Genomic DNA, 16,299 nt, shown 5'->3' with positions numbered 1-16,299 from the left:
TAGGCACCGCTGGCTATCAGTCTGCCATCCACTGCTCTCACCCTTTTGAGTTTAATGGGCCTTGAAGACACAAGCTGGCTTGCCGGCGATGAGGCCTGACAGGTTACACAAGACAGTTGCTCCCCCAGGAATCGCGCCTGCCCCAAAGGCCTCAGTCTACAATCGCCCGCCCAAGCTTCTGCGCCTGGCCCTGCAACACCCGCATCAAATGCATCGCTGCATGTGACGGCGGCTCGAACCGTGAATAGACAAAGCTGATATCGAAGTGAATCTCGTCGGCCAGTGGTACCACCGCGAGCCCGCTGTCCTGCGCGACGAACTCGTCGATCACGCTGATGCCCATGCCTTGCTTGACCAAGGCAACTGCCTCGTTGGCATTGGTAAATGACAACAGTGATTTCAGCTGCACCCCGCAGCGCCCGATATGCTCGGCCAGCAGTTTGCCAAACGGCATGTCGGGCCGGAACAGCAGCAAGGCATGACCCTCCAGCTGTTGCAAGGTCAGTTCGGGCTGCCCGGCCAGAGGGTGGCCGGGCGGCATCACCACCACCATGCGCCCGCGCATGAACGCCTGCGAATGCAGGTGGTCATGCACCACCGGCAGGGCGGCAATCGACAGGTCGACCTTCTTCGACAGGATCTGGTTGGGCATTTCGCCCATCAGCGAGGTCTGCCATTCGATGTTCAGCGACGGTGACTCACGCTTGAGCTGGGCCAGGGCGATCGGGATGACTACCGTGGACAACGACGCACTGCACGAGATGCGCAGCTTGCGCTGGCCGCCGGCGCCCAGTGCCAGTGCGCACTCGTTGACCTCCAGTGCTGCCTGGTACACCCGCTCGACTTCGCGGAACAGCACCTGCGCTTCAGCCGTTGGCACCAGGCGGTTGTTGATGCGCTCGAACAGCGGGTAGGCCAGGCGCCCTTCGATGTACTGGATCAGCTTGCTCACCGCCGGCTGCGACACATACAGCAGCTTGGCCGCCGCGCTGATCGAGCCGGTCAGCATGACCGCACGAAACACCTCCATGTGCCGCAGTTTGAACACCATCGGGCTGGCGTCCGTGCCTTCGTTGCCAGGCAGCATCTGTATTACCTTAGGTTATGGTCTGTGCCATCTGGGCATGAGCGCCAACTCGGGCTACGCAGTAATCTGAGCCCAGCCTGATCGCCCTTGTGGCTTACGATAACAATATCTGCCGGGGAGTGCTGCGTGAGCATCTTTGATGAAGCAAAGATCGATTGCCATAACCATTTGTTTGACCCTGCGCGTTTCCCTTACCACCCCGATGCTCCCTATGCGCCTTCCGGTCAGGAGGTTGCCACCCAGGAGCAGTTCAGCCGTGTGATGGACGCCTACGGTGTACAGCACGCCTTGCTGGTGGGGCCCAACAGCGGCTACCACACTGACAACCGCTGCCTGCTGCATGCGCTGGCCAGCGGGCAGGGGCGCTTCAAGGGCATAGCAGTGGTCGAGCCGGATATCGGCCTTGACGCGCTGGCCGCACTGCAGGCGCAAGGGGTGGTCGGTATCGCCTTCAATCCCGCGCTGTACGGGGTCGCCAACCTCAAGGGCGTTGACAGGCTGTTCGGCAAGCTCGCCGAACTCGATCTGTTCGCTCAGGTCCAGGTGTGCGAAGACCAGTTGTTGGACCTGCACGGCCTGCTGCAGGGCTCACGAGCGCGCCTGCTGATCGACCATTGCGGCCGCCCAGTTGTGGCGGCTGGTGTACAGCAGCCTGGTTTCCGCGCCTTGCTGCGGCTGGCCGATAGTGGCCGGGCCTGCGTGAAGCTGTCGGGTATGCAGAAGTTCGCCGCGGCCGATGCGTTGCTGGAGCAAAGCCGTGCCTACGTACACGCGCTGCTCGAAGCCTTTGGTGCGCAGGGTTGTGTATGGGGTTCGGACTGGCCGTTCATTCGCCAGCGCTCACGAGTGGACTACGGTCCGCTGCTGAAATTGGCGGAACGCTTGATGCCGGACGCCCGGCTGCGTCGCAGTGTGATGTGGGACACCCCACGACGGCTGTTCGGCTTTACCACGGGCGGCGTGAGCTGAAGTTGTTTTGCATTAATCGCCAGGTCTTGCGCTGACTCTTTCAGGAGCGGCCTTGTGTCGCGATGGGCTGCGCTGCCCATCGCGACACAAGGCCGCTTCTGCAATTGACCGCAAAAAAACCGATCAGACCGAATCAGGCACCACCGCGATCACGTCGATCTCCATCAGCCATTCGGCCTGGGCCAACCCGGCCACCACCAGCCCGGTGGAAATCGGGAACACCCCCTTGAGCCACTTGCCCACCTCCTTGTACACCGGCTCGCGGAAGCGCGGGTCGGTGATGTAGGTGGTGGTCTTGACGATGTGCGACAGGTCCGAGCCGGCCTCTTCGAGTAGTTGCTTGACGTTCTTCATCGCCTGCTCGGCCTGCGCCCGTGGGTCACCCAGGCCCACCAGGTTGCCTTCGAAGTCGGTGCCGACCTGGCCGCGCACGTAGATGGTGTTGCCGGCGCGCACCGCCTGGCACAGGTCGTTGTCCAGGGTCTGGTTGGGGTAGGTGGCCTTGGTGTTGAACATGCGGATGCGGGTATGGGTAGGCATCAGTGGGCTCCGAGGGTGCTGACGTTGCTGATCTTGGGTTGTTGCTGCTCATCCGCTGCGCGTTGTTCGCGGTCGCGGTAGGCGGTATAGGTGCGTTGCGTGGCGATGTGGCCGGCGACGTGCTTGGCGTCGTGCCACACGCCCCAGATGAACGACGAGCCACGGCGCGACAGCCACGGCAGGCCAAGGAAGTACACGCCCGGCTCGCGGGCCACGCCGCGTTGGTGCTGGGGCTTGCCGTTGGCGTCGAAGGTGTCTACCTGCAGCCAGCTGAAGTCGACGCCGTAACCGGTCGCCCAGATGATGCTGGTAACACCGGCCTTGGCCAGGTCCAGCTGCTGCAGCGGGTTGCGCATGCACTCCGGGTCGGCCAGGCGTTTGCGGGCTTCGGGCTCTTCCGGCAGGTCCAGGCCGTTGCGTTCGATGTAGGCATCGGCGGCATCGAGCAGGGCCAGGTAGTTGTCGTCGCCGCGGTTGATGTTCTCGACCAGGTTGTCCTGGAAGCGCGCTACGCCGTTGTCGAACGACTGGGTCAGGCCGACCAGGGTCATGCCCTGATGGGCGAGGGCGCGGAAGTCCACGGTGTGGCCGCCACGGGCGCCACTGACGGCAATGGTCACATGCTCGCGGCCAGGCTTGGCGATTTCCGCATCCCACTCACCCAGCACGCCCAGCCACCAGCAGAAGTCGCGGTTGCGGTAAGCGCGTGGCGGGCGATCGTGGGCGCCGACCGAGAGGTATACCTGGCGCCCGGCACGCATCAGTTCTTCGGCGATCTGTACGCCGGAGGAGCCGGCGCCTACCACCAGCACAGCGCCGTCGGGCAACTGCTCGGGGTTGTAATAGGCGGCGGAGTGGATCTGGTGCAGGTTGCTGTCTTTCGGCGCGATGGCCGGGATCACTGGCTTCTGGAACGGGCCGGTGGCGGCGACCACGCGGTTGGCGCGAATCACGCCTTCATTGGTTTCGATGGTAAAGCCGGGGCGGTCGCTGTTGCGCAGCACTTTCTTCACTTCGATGCCGGTGCGTACGGGCAGGTTGTACTTGCGTACGTACTGCTCGAAGTAGTCGGCCACCTGGTCCTTGCCGGCGAAGGCATCGGCGTCGAGGTTGAATTCCAGCCCCGGGAAGCGGTCGTGCCAGGCCGGGCCGTTGGCCACCAGCGAGTCCCAGCGGCCGGTGCGCCAGGCCTCGGCGATACGCTTGCGCTCCAGCACCAGGTGCGGCACGCCAAGCTTGCTCAGGTGTTCGCTCATGGCCACGCCGGCCTGGCCGGCGCCGACGACGAGGGTGTCGATTTCGAGGTTGTTCAGTGTCATGTCCGAGCCCTTGTTCAGGCGGTTTTTGTCAGGTCGGTTTGGAGGACCGCCGTTGCCTGGGGCCAGACTAGGGATGCTGTGGAAATGGCGAAAATAGTATTTAGCTGGGGCTTGCCGATAAAACGGCGAAGGCCCTGGATTCTGTGGCTTGCGAGTTGGACGCCAAGGGTCCGCGCGCTGTGCCGACAGGAATGATTGGCCCGAAACTGATGTAGGAGCAGCCTTGTGCTGCGAAGCGCCGCACGGGCGGCGCTCGATCTCAGCCAGAGCAAAGTTTTTTCCTGCCTAACCCCTCGGAAAAAGGTCGTTTCGCCTGCCGGAAGGTTCCACCCAGAATGCCGTACATTGCACAGCACAACAGGAACCATGACATGACTTTTTCCATCATTGGTCGTTGCCAGGAAACCGGCCAGGTCGGTATTGCCATCAGCTCTTCGAGCATCGCCGTGGGCGCCCGCTGCCCGTGGGTACGTGCCGGTGTGGGCGCGGTCGCCACCCAGAACATCACCTTGCCGGCGCTGGGCCCGCAGATTCTCGATGCCCTGGAACAGGGGCAGTTGCCACCTGCCGCAGCGCTGGACCGGGTGCTGAGCGCCAATGGCTGGAGCGAGTACCGCCAGGTCACGGTGATCGACAGCCATGGCCAGGTGGCGCTGTTCACCGGCAAGGAAGCCCTGGGCACGCACCACGCCGTGGCCGGTGAGCAATGCGCGGCGGCAGGCAACCTGTTGGCCTCGACCCAGGTGATCGAGGCGATGGTACAGGCCTTTGAACAAGCCGGCGGGCATCTGGCCGACCGCCTGCTGGCCGCCATGCACGCGGCGATGGCCGCAGGCGGCGAGGCCGGGCCGGTGCACTCGGCGGCGTTGAAGATTGCCGGCGAGCTGACCTGGCCGCTGGTAGACCTGCGCGTGGACTGGGCCGAGACGGACCCGATCGCTGCACTCGATGGCTTGTGGCAGGCGTACCGGCCGCAGATGCAGGATTACGTCACCCGTGCCCTCAACCCGGCTGCCGCGCCGAGCTACGGGGTGCCGGGCGATGAGTGAATTTGCCAGCCGCGCGCTGCTGGCCCGGCTGATCGGCTTTGCCACGGTCAGCCGGGATTCCAACCTCGAACTGATTGCCTTCATCCGCGACTACCTGGCCGGGTTGGGCGTGCAGAGCGAGTTGTTCCATAACCCGGAGGGTACCAAGGCCAACCTGTTCGCCACCATCGGCCCCAGGGACGTTGGCGGCGTGGTGCTGTCCGGGCATACCGATGTGGTGCCGGTGGACGGCCAGGCCTGGACGGTCGAGCCGTTTGCCCTGAGTGAACGCGACGGGCGCCTGTATGGCCGTGGCACGGCCGACATGAAGGGCTTCATCGCTTCGGTACTGGCGGCTGTGCCCGCGTTCCTTGCCCAGCCGTTGCGCCTGCCGGTGCACCTGGCGTTCTCTTATGACGAGGAAGTCGGCTGCTTGGGTGTGCGCTCGATGCTGGCCGCGCTCGAGCAGCGTCCGCACAAGCCGCGGCTGTGCCTGATTGGCGAGCCCACCGAGCTCAAGCCGGTGCTGGGGCACAAAGGCAAGCTGGCGATGCGCTGCCAGGTGCAGGGTGCGGCCTGCCACTCGGCGTATGCGCCATTTGGGGTGAATGCCATCGAGTATGCGGCGAAGCTGATCGGCAAGCTGGGTGAGATCGGCGATGCCCTGGCATTGCCGGCGCATCACGACGAACGCTTCGACCCACCGTTCTCCACTGTGCAGACCGGTGTGATCAAAGGGGGCAGGGCACTGAACATCGTGCCGGCGGAATGCGAGTTCGATTTCGAAGTGCGGGCCTTGCCGGGGTTCGAGGCGCAGGCAGTGGCCGACCAGCTGCAGACCTATGCCGAGGCTGAATTGCTGCCGCGTATGCGCAGGGTCAATGCGACCAGCGCCATTCGCCTGCAGCCGTTGAGTGCGTATCCGGGGCTGGCCACGCCGGCGGATAGTGAGGCGGCTCGCCTGGTGGCGTTGCTCAGTGGCTCGGATCAGTTCGGTACGGTGGCGTTTGGTACCGAAGGCGGGCTGTTCGACCAGGCAGGGATCCCGACTGTTGTGTGTGGGCCAGGGAGCATGGACCAGGGGCACAAGCCGGATGAGTTCGTCAGTGTCGAGCAGTTGCGGGGGTGTGATGCCATGTTGCTGAGGCTGGTGGACTACCTCAGGCAGGATTGATCATGTTGGCTTCTTCGCGGGCACGCCCGCTCCCACAGGTATATCACCGGCTTTCCTGGCGGTGCTGTACCTGTGGGAGCGGGCGTGCCCGCGAAGGGCTGCAAAGCAGCCCCGATCAAGGGTTTAGAAGGTAGCCTTGACCTGCAGGCCAACCACCAGCGCGTTGTCGATGTCCTTCCCGGAGAACGCGCCCGGTTCGATGATGTACTGCACATCCGGGCGCAGGTTCAGCCACGGCGTGGCCTGGTAGCCATAGCTCAGCTCGACCAACTGCTCGGCGCTGTCGATGTCGGGGAACGGCTGCCCGGCATTGAGCGCGGCATCTTCCAGCACGTCGCGGCTACGCGGGTTGGGCACGGCACGGCCATAGCCCAGCGCCACGGTATCCTTCGGGCGGCTTGCGAACGGCTTGTACAGCACCACGCCGGCGCCATACCACTTGGTGAACGGTGAGGCAGCCTTGCTCGACGCCGAGTACTGGCCGAAGGCATGCAGGCTGCGGCCCGGCGAGCCCTGGTCGTTCCACACGGCCTGGTCGACCAGCAGGTAGTGGCCGCCGCGGCCGGACACTTCCTCGTCGCTGCCGATGCGCTTCACGTCGGAGCTGTCGTAGTAGTAGCCCAGCTTGTACTCGCCAGGCAGCTCGCCCTGCAGCTTGTACACCAGCTCTACCGGTACCACGGTGCCGGTGGTGTGCTTGGGGCCCAGGTGCCAGGCGCGGCTGGAATTGCCATTGCTTTCCGGGTCGACGTTGAATGCTGCCACACGCAGCTGCCAGGACGGCGACAGGTCATACTTCACCCGCACGCCCAGGTGAGCGTTGGGGTAGTTGGTCCAGCCACTACCGCCAGACATGTTCAGCGGGTGGCCGCAGAAGCCGGCGTTCATGAAGTTGCACAGGATGCCACTATCCAGGCCGCCGAGGTCGTTGCCCATGGCCATGTAGCCGAGCTTGACGTTGAGCGCCGGGGTGAACAGGGTACGCTCGTAGCTCAGTTCGGTCAGGCGGGTGTACAGGCCGCCGAAGTTTTCCTGGATCGGCAGGCGGTTGCCCACCAGGTCTTCCGAGGCGCTATTGCCGCGGCGGTCGTTGATGGTCAGCTGGACCTTGCCGCCATTGTCCAGGCCATACAGTTTCGACAGGTCGAACTGCACGCCCAGTTTCAGGTTTTGCGAGTAGCGCGCCGAACGGTGCAGGCCGCCATGGGCGTTGTAGGCGGTTTCGCCGCTGTAGTCGCCGGTGAACTTGACGCCGTCTTCTTCCAGCTGGTGACGCAGGCCGCCCCAGTCACCGGTCAGGGTGCTGCGGGTCATCAGGTCGCCGTCGGCCAGGGCAGTAGTGCTGGCCAGGGCCAGGAGCAGGGTGGGGGTGATGCGGATTGCGGATGGCATTGCTGAATCTCGGGTTGTCTTCGAAGGCCTCTTCGCGGGTGAACCCGCTCCCACAGGATTTTCACTGCCCTTGCAAACTGTGCAGTTCCTGTGGGAGCGGGTTTGCCCGCGAAGGGTGCGACGCGGTCTTACGGCAAGGCGTAAGAAATCACGTAGTCGCCACGGTCAGTAGACTGGCGCGCGCCGCCAGCTGTGATGACCACGTACTGCTTGCCGGTTTTCGGCGAGACGTAGGTCATCGGGCCGCCCTGGCTGCCCACTGGCAGGCGAGCCTTCCAGATTTCGTTGCCGTTGCTGCTGTCGTAGGCGCGCAGGTAGAAGTCCTGGGTGCCGGCGATGAACACCAGGCCGCCCTGGGTCGACAGGGTGCCGCCGAGGGTCGGCAGGCCGATCTTGATCGGCAGGTGCATGCGGATGCCGAGCGGGCCTGTGTCCTCAACGGTGCCCACCGGTACCTGCCACGCCACCTGGCGGGTCTTCATGTCGATGGCGGTCAGGGTGCCGAATGGCGGCGCCTGGCACGGAATGCCGGCCACCGACAGGAAGCGGTTCTTGTTCACTGCATACGGGGTGCCCTTGAGTGGTACTGCACCCATGCCGGTGTTCAGCGCTTCGCCACCGGAAGCAGCATTGCCCTTGTTCTGCGACGGGATCATCTGGATCCACAGGCCCAGGCGCATGTCGTTGACGAAGATGAAACCATGTACCGGGTCGGTGGAGATGCTGCCCCAGTTCATGCCACCCAGCGACCCCGGGAAGCTCAGCGACAGGTCGGTGCCCGGCGCGGTGTACAGGCCGTCGTAGCGCATCTTCTTGAAGTTGATGCGGCACAGCAGCTGGTCGTACGGGGTCGCGCCCCACATGTCCGACTCGGTCAGGGTCTGCGCGCCGATCTGCGGCATGCCCACCGACTTCGGCTGGGTTGGCGAGTACGGCTCGTCAGGGATGTTGCCTGGCTTGACCGGTACTTCGTCGACCTGGGTCAGCGGCTTGCCGGTGGCACGGTCGAGCACGTAGATCTGCCCGGCCTTGGTGCCGATCACCACCGCAGGGACCGACTGGCCGTCGTCCTTGGTGAAGTCGATCAGGCTCGGCTGCATTGGCAGGTCGAAGTCCCACAGGTCGTTGTGCACGGTCTGGAACACCCACTTCTGGTTGCCGGTGGTGGCGTCCAGGGCCAGTACCGAAGCGCCGTAGGTATGGTCCAGCTTGCTGCGTTCAACACCATAGATGTCGGTGGACGACGAGCCCATCGGCAGGAACACGGTATTCATCGCCGGGTCGTAGGACATCGGAGCCCAGCTGTTGGGGGTGCTGCGCACATAGGTGCTGTCGCCCTGCGGCGCCTGGCGATCTTCCGGGTTGCCTGGGTCGAAGGCCCAGCGCATTTCACCCGTGATCACGTCAAAACCACGGATCACGCCGCCTGGCATGTCGGTCTGGACGTTGTCGGCGACACGGCCACCGACCACCACCGTGGTACCGGCCATCAGCGGTGCCGAGGACAGCTGGTAGTAGGAGTCCGGCACATTCCCCAGGCCGGCCTTGAGGTCGACCTGGCCGTTGTTGCCGAAGCCCTGGCAGAACTCGCCGGTGTCGGCGTCGACGGCAATCAGGCGGCCGTCGATGGTGTTGGTCAGCAGGCGACGCTGGCAGTTGGCACCGGCCGGTACGCTCGCAACGGTGATCGGCGAACTGTTCGGCTGGGTCGGCTGGGCGATGGCGGCTGTGGCGTCGAAGTAGGCCATGCCACGGCAACGCTGCCAGACCTTGGACTGGGCGTTGATCGCGTTCTTCCACAGCTCCTTGCCGGTGTCGGCATCGAGGGCGATCAGGTTGTTGTGCGGGGTGCAGATGAACACCTTGTTGCCGACCTGCAGCGGGGTCAGCTGGTCCTCGGCACCGTTGCCGTCGCTGAGGGCCACGTCACCGGTGCGGTAGGTCCAGGCCACTTTCAGCTTGTTGACGTTGTCGCGGTTGATCTGGTCCAGCGCGGCGAAGCGGCTGCCACCTTCGGTGTTGCCGTAGTGGGCCCAGTCCTTCTGCGCTTTGTCGGCCTCGACCGGGGTCATGCCCGGGCCTTTGCCGGTGGGGGCGACGCTGGGGTGGGCAACGAACATGTTGCCGGCGGCGATCACCAGCACCACGGCCATCACCCCGGCAACGCCATAGGCACCACGGCCGGTGCTGGCGCCGTTGGCACGGGCCAGCAGCGGGTAGACCAGCGCCACCACCATGCCGATTGCGCCGAACATGAACAGGCGCGAGAACAGCGGCCAGAACACCAGGCCAGCGTCGACCAGCGCCCAGATGGCAGTACCGACCAGGAACGCCGCGTACAGCCAGGCGCCAGCCGGCTTGCGGCGAGCGATAAGGACACCGGCGATGGCCATGGCCAGGCCGCCGGTCAGGAAGTACCAGGAACCGCCCAGGCCGGCCAGCTTGACGCCGCCCGCAGCCAAGAGGAGGCCGAGCAGGGCGATGATCACGCCCAGGCCGACCAGGATGATGTTTGTGGCGCCAGAGGCGCGCGGCGTTTCTTTCATGCCAGGGATCTCAGCAGATGGAATGCGCGCAGTGTAATCGCTTAGCTTGCTAATTAACAAGTTAGTACATAATTTTGTGGGGCGGATTGTCGCAGGGTTGAACTCGCCAAGGTGTGGCTAAAAGTCTAGGTGATACTTGGAAATTGGCGTGATAAGCGAAGAAACAACAGCATTCGGCGTAAGGTTCGGGCGGCTTGGCGGCACGTGCACAAGCTGCCCTTGACCATCATTGGATGGACAAATTGTCCAACGCCATCAACGCGCCGTCCTCCATACTGCTCATCAGCCTGAGCGTTTCCGGAGCCTCGACTTCGAGAGTGAGGCGCCCTGACTGCATCTGGCCGATATTCTCGTCTTTGACCAGCACGGTTTCTCGGCCGCCACGCTCTTCGAGCAGCACACAGTAGCTATTGCATGCCCACGAAAACTCGACCTTGCGAACTTCATTGCCATCTACCGTGGCATCGACTGGAAAACGCACCAGATTGTCGACTAGCAGGTAATTGCCGGGTAGATGCGGTATGCCTCGGTCCGCATTACTGATTTCTACCCGTTTCGATACTGCGGTTTCGAAGCCGTACCCGCCAGACACCACGTCCAGCGGGTGCCCGATCGGTATGTCTTCGAATTCCACGTGCGCAGGCAACGCAACAGAGCCGGTCTGATCGCTTTCCAGAAAGCTGATGACGGTTGTGTCCTGCGCACGGACGGGAAAAGCCAAACGTATCAGCGGCAAGGTAATTTTGTATGCCGCGCGGTAGCGTGCCTGGTCGGTTTGTGCCTTGGCGCGGGACTCAAGGCTTCTGGCAGGGTAGAAGAACGAATGCAGCGGAAGGTCGGCGCCCTCCCCAGTGTTCCAGGTTGAAAGCATCAGCTCATTGAAGGTTTCGCGTGCCAGGCCGGTAAGCCCCTGGTGAGCATCAAGTGACGTTTTGAACCAGGCTGCCGTGCCACCACTGCCGTCACGTATGTCCCAACCACACACTTTGCTCAGCGTCGCCGTTCTGCCGTATTTTTCGAGCCATTCCGAGGCGCTTTCGATTTCGAGTGATTGGCATGTATCGGTGTCCGGCTCATCTGGCATTGGGCCGCAGCCTTGAAGGGTAGGCCGTTCCCATGTGTTCGCGTTGATCGGGAAGGTGCACAACACCTTGATGGTTTTTATCTTGCCGTCGGGAATGGCCTGGTTGGGGTAGAAGATAAAGCCATTCCAGTTCTCCCACGTTCTACTGAATGTCTGGTCTCGACGCAGCCATGAGAACGAGACTCCTCCCAGGTCTATTGCGCCGGGGCTAGGGTCCCAAGGGTAGAAGGCGAAATTGGTATCGGTCGCCCGAAGCAGAATGCCGCTGCACAAGTGTGCAGGCTTGTCGGCTCCTTCACAGTCAGCGGCGGTACTCTCATACCAGGCCTTGAGTTGGCGCACGGCTTCCGCGCCGGTTGGCCTGGTATTGGCAGGTTGTTGCGCGTGAGGCGTCGTTGCGATTTTTGCCGGTACATCGTTGTTGCCGTTTTTGATACTGCAACCCGTCAAAACGAGTGCGCAAAGTAATAGTGGGGCGGTACGCATGCTTTCAGGTCTCGACCAGTCCATTGCCCAGTTGGCGTCATGCAGTTCGTTGACGCAGCAACCGCTGTGCGCGTTCGAGGGACCAAGTGAGTGTGGTATTCACTTCACTGTGTGGAACGCGCTGGCCGAGTATTGGTAGGCGGCTTTCACCCCACAACTGGCAGAATTGCCAGTTGGTTGCCTCTGTAGCTGCCGGTTTTGCGTTGTGAATTGTGTAAAGCGGGCATTCAGAGAACGGGCCAAGGGCTGTGGGCTCCGTAGAACACCGCCAGCCAGATGGTGGCTGTGTCTGGAGCGGTCCATTCCACGCGGTGGCGGTAGTGCGGCGGGATGTCCAGGCAATCGCCCGGTGCCAGCAGGCGGGTGTGGCTCTCGTGCTCGAAGCGCAGGCCGGCGGCGCCACTGAGCAGCACGATCCATTCACCTTCGGCCTGGTCGTACCAGAAGCCAGGCGGGCTGGCCTGGCCGCTGGAAACAATGCGCTCAACGCGCACGCCCGGGCGGCTGAGCAGCTCGTCGACCTGTTCGGCGCAGGTGGGGTCGCAAGGGGGCAGGGTGGTCAGCAGGTTGGTCGGTGTCATGGAAAGCCTCGTTTGGAAGGGAGTGGTACCACTATGGACGCAATTGCCGAGCACCGCGCTTCTTGACCCGCCCGGCTGTTTGTAAGAACTTTCCGAGATTTGGAAGACGGGCAGCAAATGGACAAACTCCTGGCGATGAAGATGTTCGTGGCCACCGTCGATGCTCAGGGCTTTTCCGCCGCCGCTCGCCGGCTTGGGCTGGCGACATCGTCGGTGACGCGCCTGGTCGATGCCCTGGAAACGGCGTTGGGCGCCACCTTGCTCAACCGCTCCACCCGCCAGGTCAGCCTGACCGAGGCCGGCGCCCGTTATTACGAGCGCGCGCGGGGTATTTTCGAGGCGCTGGACGAGGCCGATGCCAGTGTCGCGGATCGTGGCGAAGAGCCTGTCGGTGTGCTGCGCCTGTGCTTGCCGGTGGAGTTCGGCAGGCGGGTCATCGCCCCGCACCTGGGACCGTTTCTGGCGCAGCACCCGGCGCTGGAGCTGGACATCGACCTCAGCGACCGCCTGGATGACCTGCTCGACGGGCGCTATGACCTGTCGATCCGGCTGGGCGACCCCTCACCCAATGACGAGCTGGTGTGTCGCCAACTGGGTCGCTTCCAGCGGTGGCTGGTGGCCAGCCCGGCCTACCTGGCCGGGTGTGACGCGCTGCTGCATCCACGGCAGTTGCTCGAGCACGCCTGCCTGCGCTTTCGTTACGGGCAGAAAGGGCGCCCCTGGCGCCTGGCCCGCGGGCAGGACAGCCTGGAGCTGGACGTGAGCGGGCCGTTGCGCAGTGCCAATGCCGACATGTTGCGCGAAACCGCGCTGGCGGGCAGTGGCATTGCGCTGCTGGCCGACTGGCTGGTGCACGAGGATGTGGCGGCCGGGCGCCTGCAGCGGCTGTTCCCCGACTGGCAGGCCAGCCCTGGCGCGGCCAATGACAGGATCAACGCCCTGTACCTGCCCAACCATCGTGGTTCGCGGCGGGTGAATGCGTTCATCGACTTTTGCGAAAACTTGTTGAAGCGCAGTACATAGTGTTGCGCAGTGCGCAAAGCCCTGTTGCGCCAGCGCTGGATTCTCGCCAGGAGCGTGTCTGGGTAAGGTGGCCGGCATATTCCACCCCTTGCCGAGGAACCTCGCATGAATCCCTCCCTTGCTGCCGCGCAGCCTGCAGCCAGCGGCCTGAGCCGGGCCCTGGTTGCGCTGCTGGCGTTCTGCTGCGGCGCGATCGTCGCCAATATCTACTATGCCCAGCCCATCGTCGGGCTGATCGCCCCGGACCTTGGGTTGTCCACCGGGCATGCCAGCCTGATCGTTTCGCTCACGCAGCTGGGCTATGCCCTCGGTCTGCTGTTGCTGGTGCCGCTGGCCGACCTGCTGGAAAACCGCCGCTTGATGGTGACCACCGCCGTGCTGGCCTGCGTCAGCCTGCTGCTGGCGGGGACCAGCAGCAGTGGCCAGGGCCAACTGTTCCTGGTCTATGCGCTGTTGATCGGTTTCAGTTCCGTGGCGGTGCAGATGCTCATTCCGCTGGCGGCGCACCTGGCGCCGGAGCAGCAGCGTGGTCGGGTGGTCGGCAACATCATGGGTGGCCTGCTGCTGGGTATCCTGCTGGCGCGGCCGTTGTCCAGCCTGGTGGCCGACTACTTCGGCTGGCGTGCGGTGTTCATCGGCGCTGCCGGGGTAATGCTGGCGATCATCCTGCTACTGGCCCTGACCTTGCCGCGGCGGATGCCCGAGCACAAGGCCAGCTATGCCGGGCTGATGCTTTCGCTGTTCACGCTGCTGCGCCGTTACCCCTTGCTACGCCAGCGCGCGCTGTACCAGGCATTGATGTTCGCGGCGTTCAGCCTTTACTGGACGGTGGTGCCGATGGCCCTGGCTACCGAGCATGGTCTGTCGCAGAGCCAGATCGCAGTATTCGCCCTGGTGGGCGCGGTGGGTGCCGTGGCTGCGCCCATGGCCGGTCGCCTGGCCGATGCCGGGCATGCCCGGGCCGGTTCGCTGCTGGCGTTGCTGCTGGCGCCAGCGGCACTGTTGCTTGGGCTGACGGTGCCGGGCTACAGCGTGATCGGCCTGGGCCTGACGGGCGTGCTGCTGGATTTTGCGGTGCAGATGAACATGGTCATCGGTCAGCGTGAAGTGTACGCGCTGGACCCGGCCAGCCGCGGGCGGCTGAATGCGGTGTACATGACCAGCATCTTCCTCGGTGGGGCGTTGGGGTCGGCGGTGGCCAGTGCGCTGTTCAGCCAGTTCGGCTGGCAGGGTGTGGCGCTGGTGGGGGCGGGTTTGCCAGGTGTTGCCTTGCTGATATTCCTTGTAAAGGCGCGCCGGGGTTGAACGCGTGCCCCTAGGCTGTCGCGCTCCTACAGGGATCGTGACAGCCTTTGCGAGGTGTTACCGCCCAAGCGGCAACGCCACACCAATCAAGGCAAACAGGCTGCCGCAGCAGCGGTTGAAGCCTTTGCCGCCCTTGGCCAGCCATGGCCGGATGCGAAACGCCAGGCGCGCTAACAGGTATTCGACCAGGAACTCGACGCTGGCAAAGGTCGCCGCCATTGCCACGAACTGCAGCAGCAACCCACGCTGCGGGTCGATGAACTGTGGCAGGAAAGCGCCATAGAACAGCAGCACCTTGGGGTTGGCCATGGCCGACAGTAGGCCCTGGCGGAACAGGTCGGCATTGCCCAGCCGCGCGCTTTGCGCGGTCAGTTCCAGGTGCAGGCCCGGGCTGCGCCACAGCTGGATACCCAGCCAAATCAGATAGGCACCCCCCAACCATTTGAGCACGCTAAGCACCGAGGCCGAGGTCTGCAGCAACGCGCTGAGGCCGAACATGGCCAGGGCGATCAGGGCGCTGAAGCCAAATACCCCGCCGACGATAGTGAACAGTGTCCGGCGTGCGCCATACAGGGCACCGTGGGTCAGGGCCAACAGGCTGTTGGGGCCAGGGGTCAGCGACAGGCCGATGCTGGCCAGCAGGTAGATGAGCCAGGTGTCGAGTGCCATGGTGGGAAATGCCTTGTTGATAAGGAGGACGCCAGTCTATGGCGCCGGTTTCGTTCAGGAAGGGTATGATCTGGACATTTAATAGTTGTTTCTGGACGCAACGCCATGCTGCCCGATATCCGCTTGCTGATCTTGCCGTTACCGGATTTTGCCTTGCTCCCGTTCGGTGCCTTTCTCGACAAGTTGCGTTTCAGCGCTGACGACGAAGACTACAGCCAGCAGCGCTACTGCAGCTGGACCGTGGCAGGGCTAAGCTACGAACCCGTGCCGTCGAGCAGTGGCGCGGTGGTGCAGGTCGAGGCCATGGCTGGCCAGCTTGAGCTGGCCAGTTTCGACTACCTGGTGGTGTTCGGCGGGCGCAATGCCATGGCCACTGCCGCACTGGCGCCTCGCTACAAGGCCTTGCTCCGGCAGGCCGGCAAAGCGGGCGTCAAGCTGGTGGGCGTCGACAACGGCGCCTTCCTGTTGGCCGCCTGCGGATTGCTGCAGGGGCACAAGGTCGTGGTGCACTGGCGCCACGAAGCCGAATTTCGTGCGGCTTTCCCTCACCTACAGGTGCTGAGTGAGCAGCTGTATTGCATCGACGGTAGCCGCATTACCTGCGCCGGTGGCACCGCGGCCATCGACCTGGCCGTTGCGCTGTTGTCACGCGCCTGCGGGCGGACCCGGGCGCTCAAGGGCCTGGCCGACATGCTGGTGGACGAAACCCGCGATAGCCGCCATGCCTTGCGCTCGCTGGAGCAGGGGACCGGGCAGGGGCGGCAGGTGCAGCGCGCGCAGGCGTTGATGCGTCATCACCTGAGTACGCCGTTGGCGGTGGAGCAACTGGCGGCGGAGCTGGGCATCAGCCGGCGCCAGCTGGACCGGCAGTTTCACGCCAGCCATGGCATGAGCGCCAAGGCCTGGTGGCTGGAGATGCGCTTGCAACAGGCGCGCTGGCGCTTGCTCAACTCCAGCCACAGCCTGGCGCAGATTGCCGATGAAGTGGGCTTGGGCGATGCCAGTTACCTGGGCAAGTGCGTGCGGCGACGGTTTGGTTGTACAGCCCTTGAACTGCGCGCAGGCACGAACCCGCTCTGAAGCCGCGCACGCTTCC

General features: G+C 63.9%; 14 protein-coding genes. 6 read left to right on the top strand and 8 right to left on the bottom strand.

Annotated features, from left to right (window positions below):
* Nucleotides 1-151: 151 nt before the first annotated feature.
* Entirely contained in the window at nucleotides 152-1,087 is a 936-nt protein-coding gene (locus A4C63_RS20780; RefSeq protein ID WP_063914365.1) for a LysR family transcriptional regulator, read from the bottom strand.
* Nucleotides 1,088-1,213: 126 nt separating this feature from the next.
* Between A4C63_RS20780 and A4C63_RS20775 the strand changes: the two genes are divergently transcribed.
* Entirely contained in the window at nucleotides 1,214-2,056 is an 843-nt protein-coding gene (locus A4C63_RS20775) for an amidohydrolase (protein WP_063914364.1), read from the top strand.
* 123 nt (nucleotides 2,057-2,179) lie between these two features.
* Here A4C63_RS20775 and A4C63_RS20770 read toward each other — a convergent pair whose 3' ends face one another.
* Together A4C63_RS20770 and A4C63_RS20765 are read right to left on the bottom strand one after the other, a co-directional pair.
* Nucleotides 2,180-2,596: a RidA family protein gene (locus A4C63_RS20770; protein ID WP_015270679.1), complete on the bottom strand. Its 417-nt coding sequence runs from the start codon at nucleotides 2,594-2,596 to the stop codon at nucleotides 2,180-2,182.
* Complete coding sequence (locus A4C63_RS20765) at nucleotides 2,596-3,915, bottom strand: NAD(P)/FAD-dependent oxidoreductase (RefSeq protein ID WP_063914363.1); 1,320 nt, start codon at nucleotides 3,913-3,915, stop codon at nucleotides 2,596-2,598. Before A4C63_RS20765 ends, A4C63_RS20770 begins: the two co-directional genes overlap by 1 nt.
* A gap of 371 nt (nucleotides 3,916-4,286) precedes the next feature.
* Between A4C63_RS20765 and A4C63_RS20760 the strand changes: the two genes are divergently transcribed.
* On the top strand, nucleotides 4,287-4,964 hold the full coding sequence (locus A4C63_RS20760; protein WP_063914362.1) for a DUF1028 domain-containing protein: 678 nt from the start codon (nucleotides 4,287-4,289) through the stop codon (nucleotides 4,962-4,964).
* Nucleotides 4,957-6,117, top strand: a complete 1,161-nt coding sequence (gene argE, locus A4C63_RS20755; RefSeq protein WP_063914361.1) for an acetylornithine deacetylase — start codon at nucleotides 4,957-4,959, stop codon at nucleotides 6,115-6,117. Before A4C63_RS20760 ends, argE begins: the two co-directional genes overlap by 8 nt.
* A 123-nt stretch (nucleotides 6,118-6,240) precedes the next feature.
* Here the strand turns inward: argE and A4C63_RS20750 are convergent, their stop codons facing one another.
* The 4 genes from A4C63_RS20750 to A4C63_RS20735 all read right to left on the bottom strand — a co-directional run bounded on the left by A4C63_RS20750 (nucleotide 6,241) and on the right by A4C63_RS20735 (nucleotide 12,206).
* Nucleotides 6,241-7,509, bottom strand: a complete 1,269-nt coding sequence (locus tag A4C63_RS20750; protein ID WP_063914360.1) for a carbohydrate porin — start codon at nucleotides 7,507-7,509, stop codon at nucleotides 6,241-6,243.
* Between the two features lie 128 nt (nucleotides 7,510-7,637).
* Entirely contained in the window at nucleotides 7,638-10,055 is a 2,418-nt protein-coding gene (locus A4C63_RS20745; protein WP_063914359.1) for a glucose/quinate/shikimate family membrane-bound PQQ-dependent dehydrogenase, read from the bottom strand.
* Nucleotides 10,056-10,281: 226 nt separating this feature from the next.
* Complete coding sequence (locus A4C63_RS20740; RefSeq protein WP_156510901.1) at nucleotides 10,282-11,625, bottom strand: hypothetical protein; 1,344 nt, start codon at nucleotides 11,623-11,625, stop codon at nucleotides 10,282-10,284.
* A gap of 227 nt (nucleotides 11,626-11,852) precedes the next feature.
* Entirely contained in the window at nucleotides 11,853-12,206 is a 354-nt protein-coding gene (locus A4C63_RS20735; RefSeq protein ID WP_063914357.1) for a hypothetical protein, read from the bottom strand.
* Between the two features lie 117 nt (nucleotides 12,207-12,323).
* On the opposite strand from A4C63_RS20735, the gene A4C63_RS20730 reads away from it, so the two are divergent.
* Both A4C63_RS20730 and A4C63_RS20725 read left to right on the top strand, forming a co-directional pair.
* Entirely contained in the window at nucleotides 12,324-13,229 is a 906-nt protein-coding gene (locus A4C63_RS20730) for a LysR family transcriptional regulator (protein ID WP_063914356.1), read from the top strand.
* Nucleotides 13,230-13,334: 105 nt separating this feature from the next.
* Entirely contained in the window at nucleotides 13,335-14,534 is a 1,200-nt protein-coding gene (locus tag A4C63_RS20725; protein ID WP_063914355.1) for an MFS transporter, read from the top strand.
* A gap of 57 nt (nucleotides 14,535-14,591) precedes the next feature.
* Here A4C63_RS20725 and A4C63_RS20720 read toward each other — a convergent pair whose 3' ends face one another.
* Nucleotides 14,592-15,203, bottom strand: coding sequence for a LysE family translocator (locus tag A4C63_RS20720; RefSeq protein WP_063914354.1), 612 nt, complete (start codon nucleotides 15,201-15,203; stop codon nucleotides 14,592-14,594).
* A gap of 105 nt (nucleotides 15,204-15,308) precedes the next feature.
* Between A4C63_RS20720 and A4C63_RS20715 the strand changes: the two genes are divergently transcribed.
* Nucleotides 15,309-16,283, top strand: coding sequence for a GlxA family transcriptional regulator (locus A4C63_RS20715; RefSeq protein ID WP_063914353.1), 975 nt, complete (start codon nucleotides 15,309-15,311; stop codon nucleotides 16,281-16,283).
* The last annotated feature ends 16 nt before the right edge of the window (nucleotides 16,284-16,299 follow it).

The organism is Pseudomonas sp. p21, assembly GCF_001642705.1.
In the GTDB taxonomy this organism is placed as follows: Bacteria; Pseudomonadota; Gammaproteobacteria; order Pseudomonadales; family Pseudomonadaceae; genus Aquipseudomonas.
This window is presented reverse-complemented; position numbering and strand designations above follow the sequence as displayed.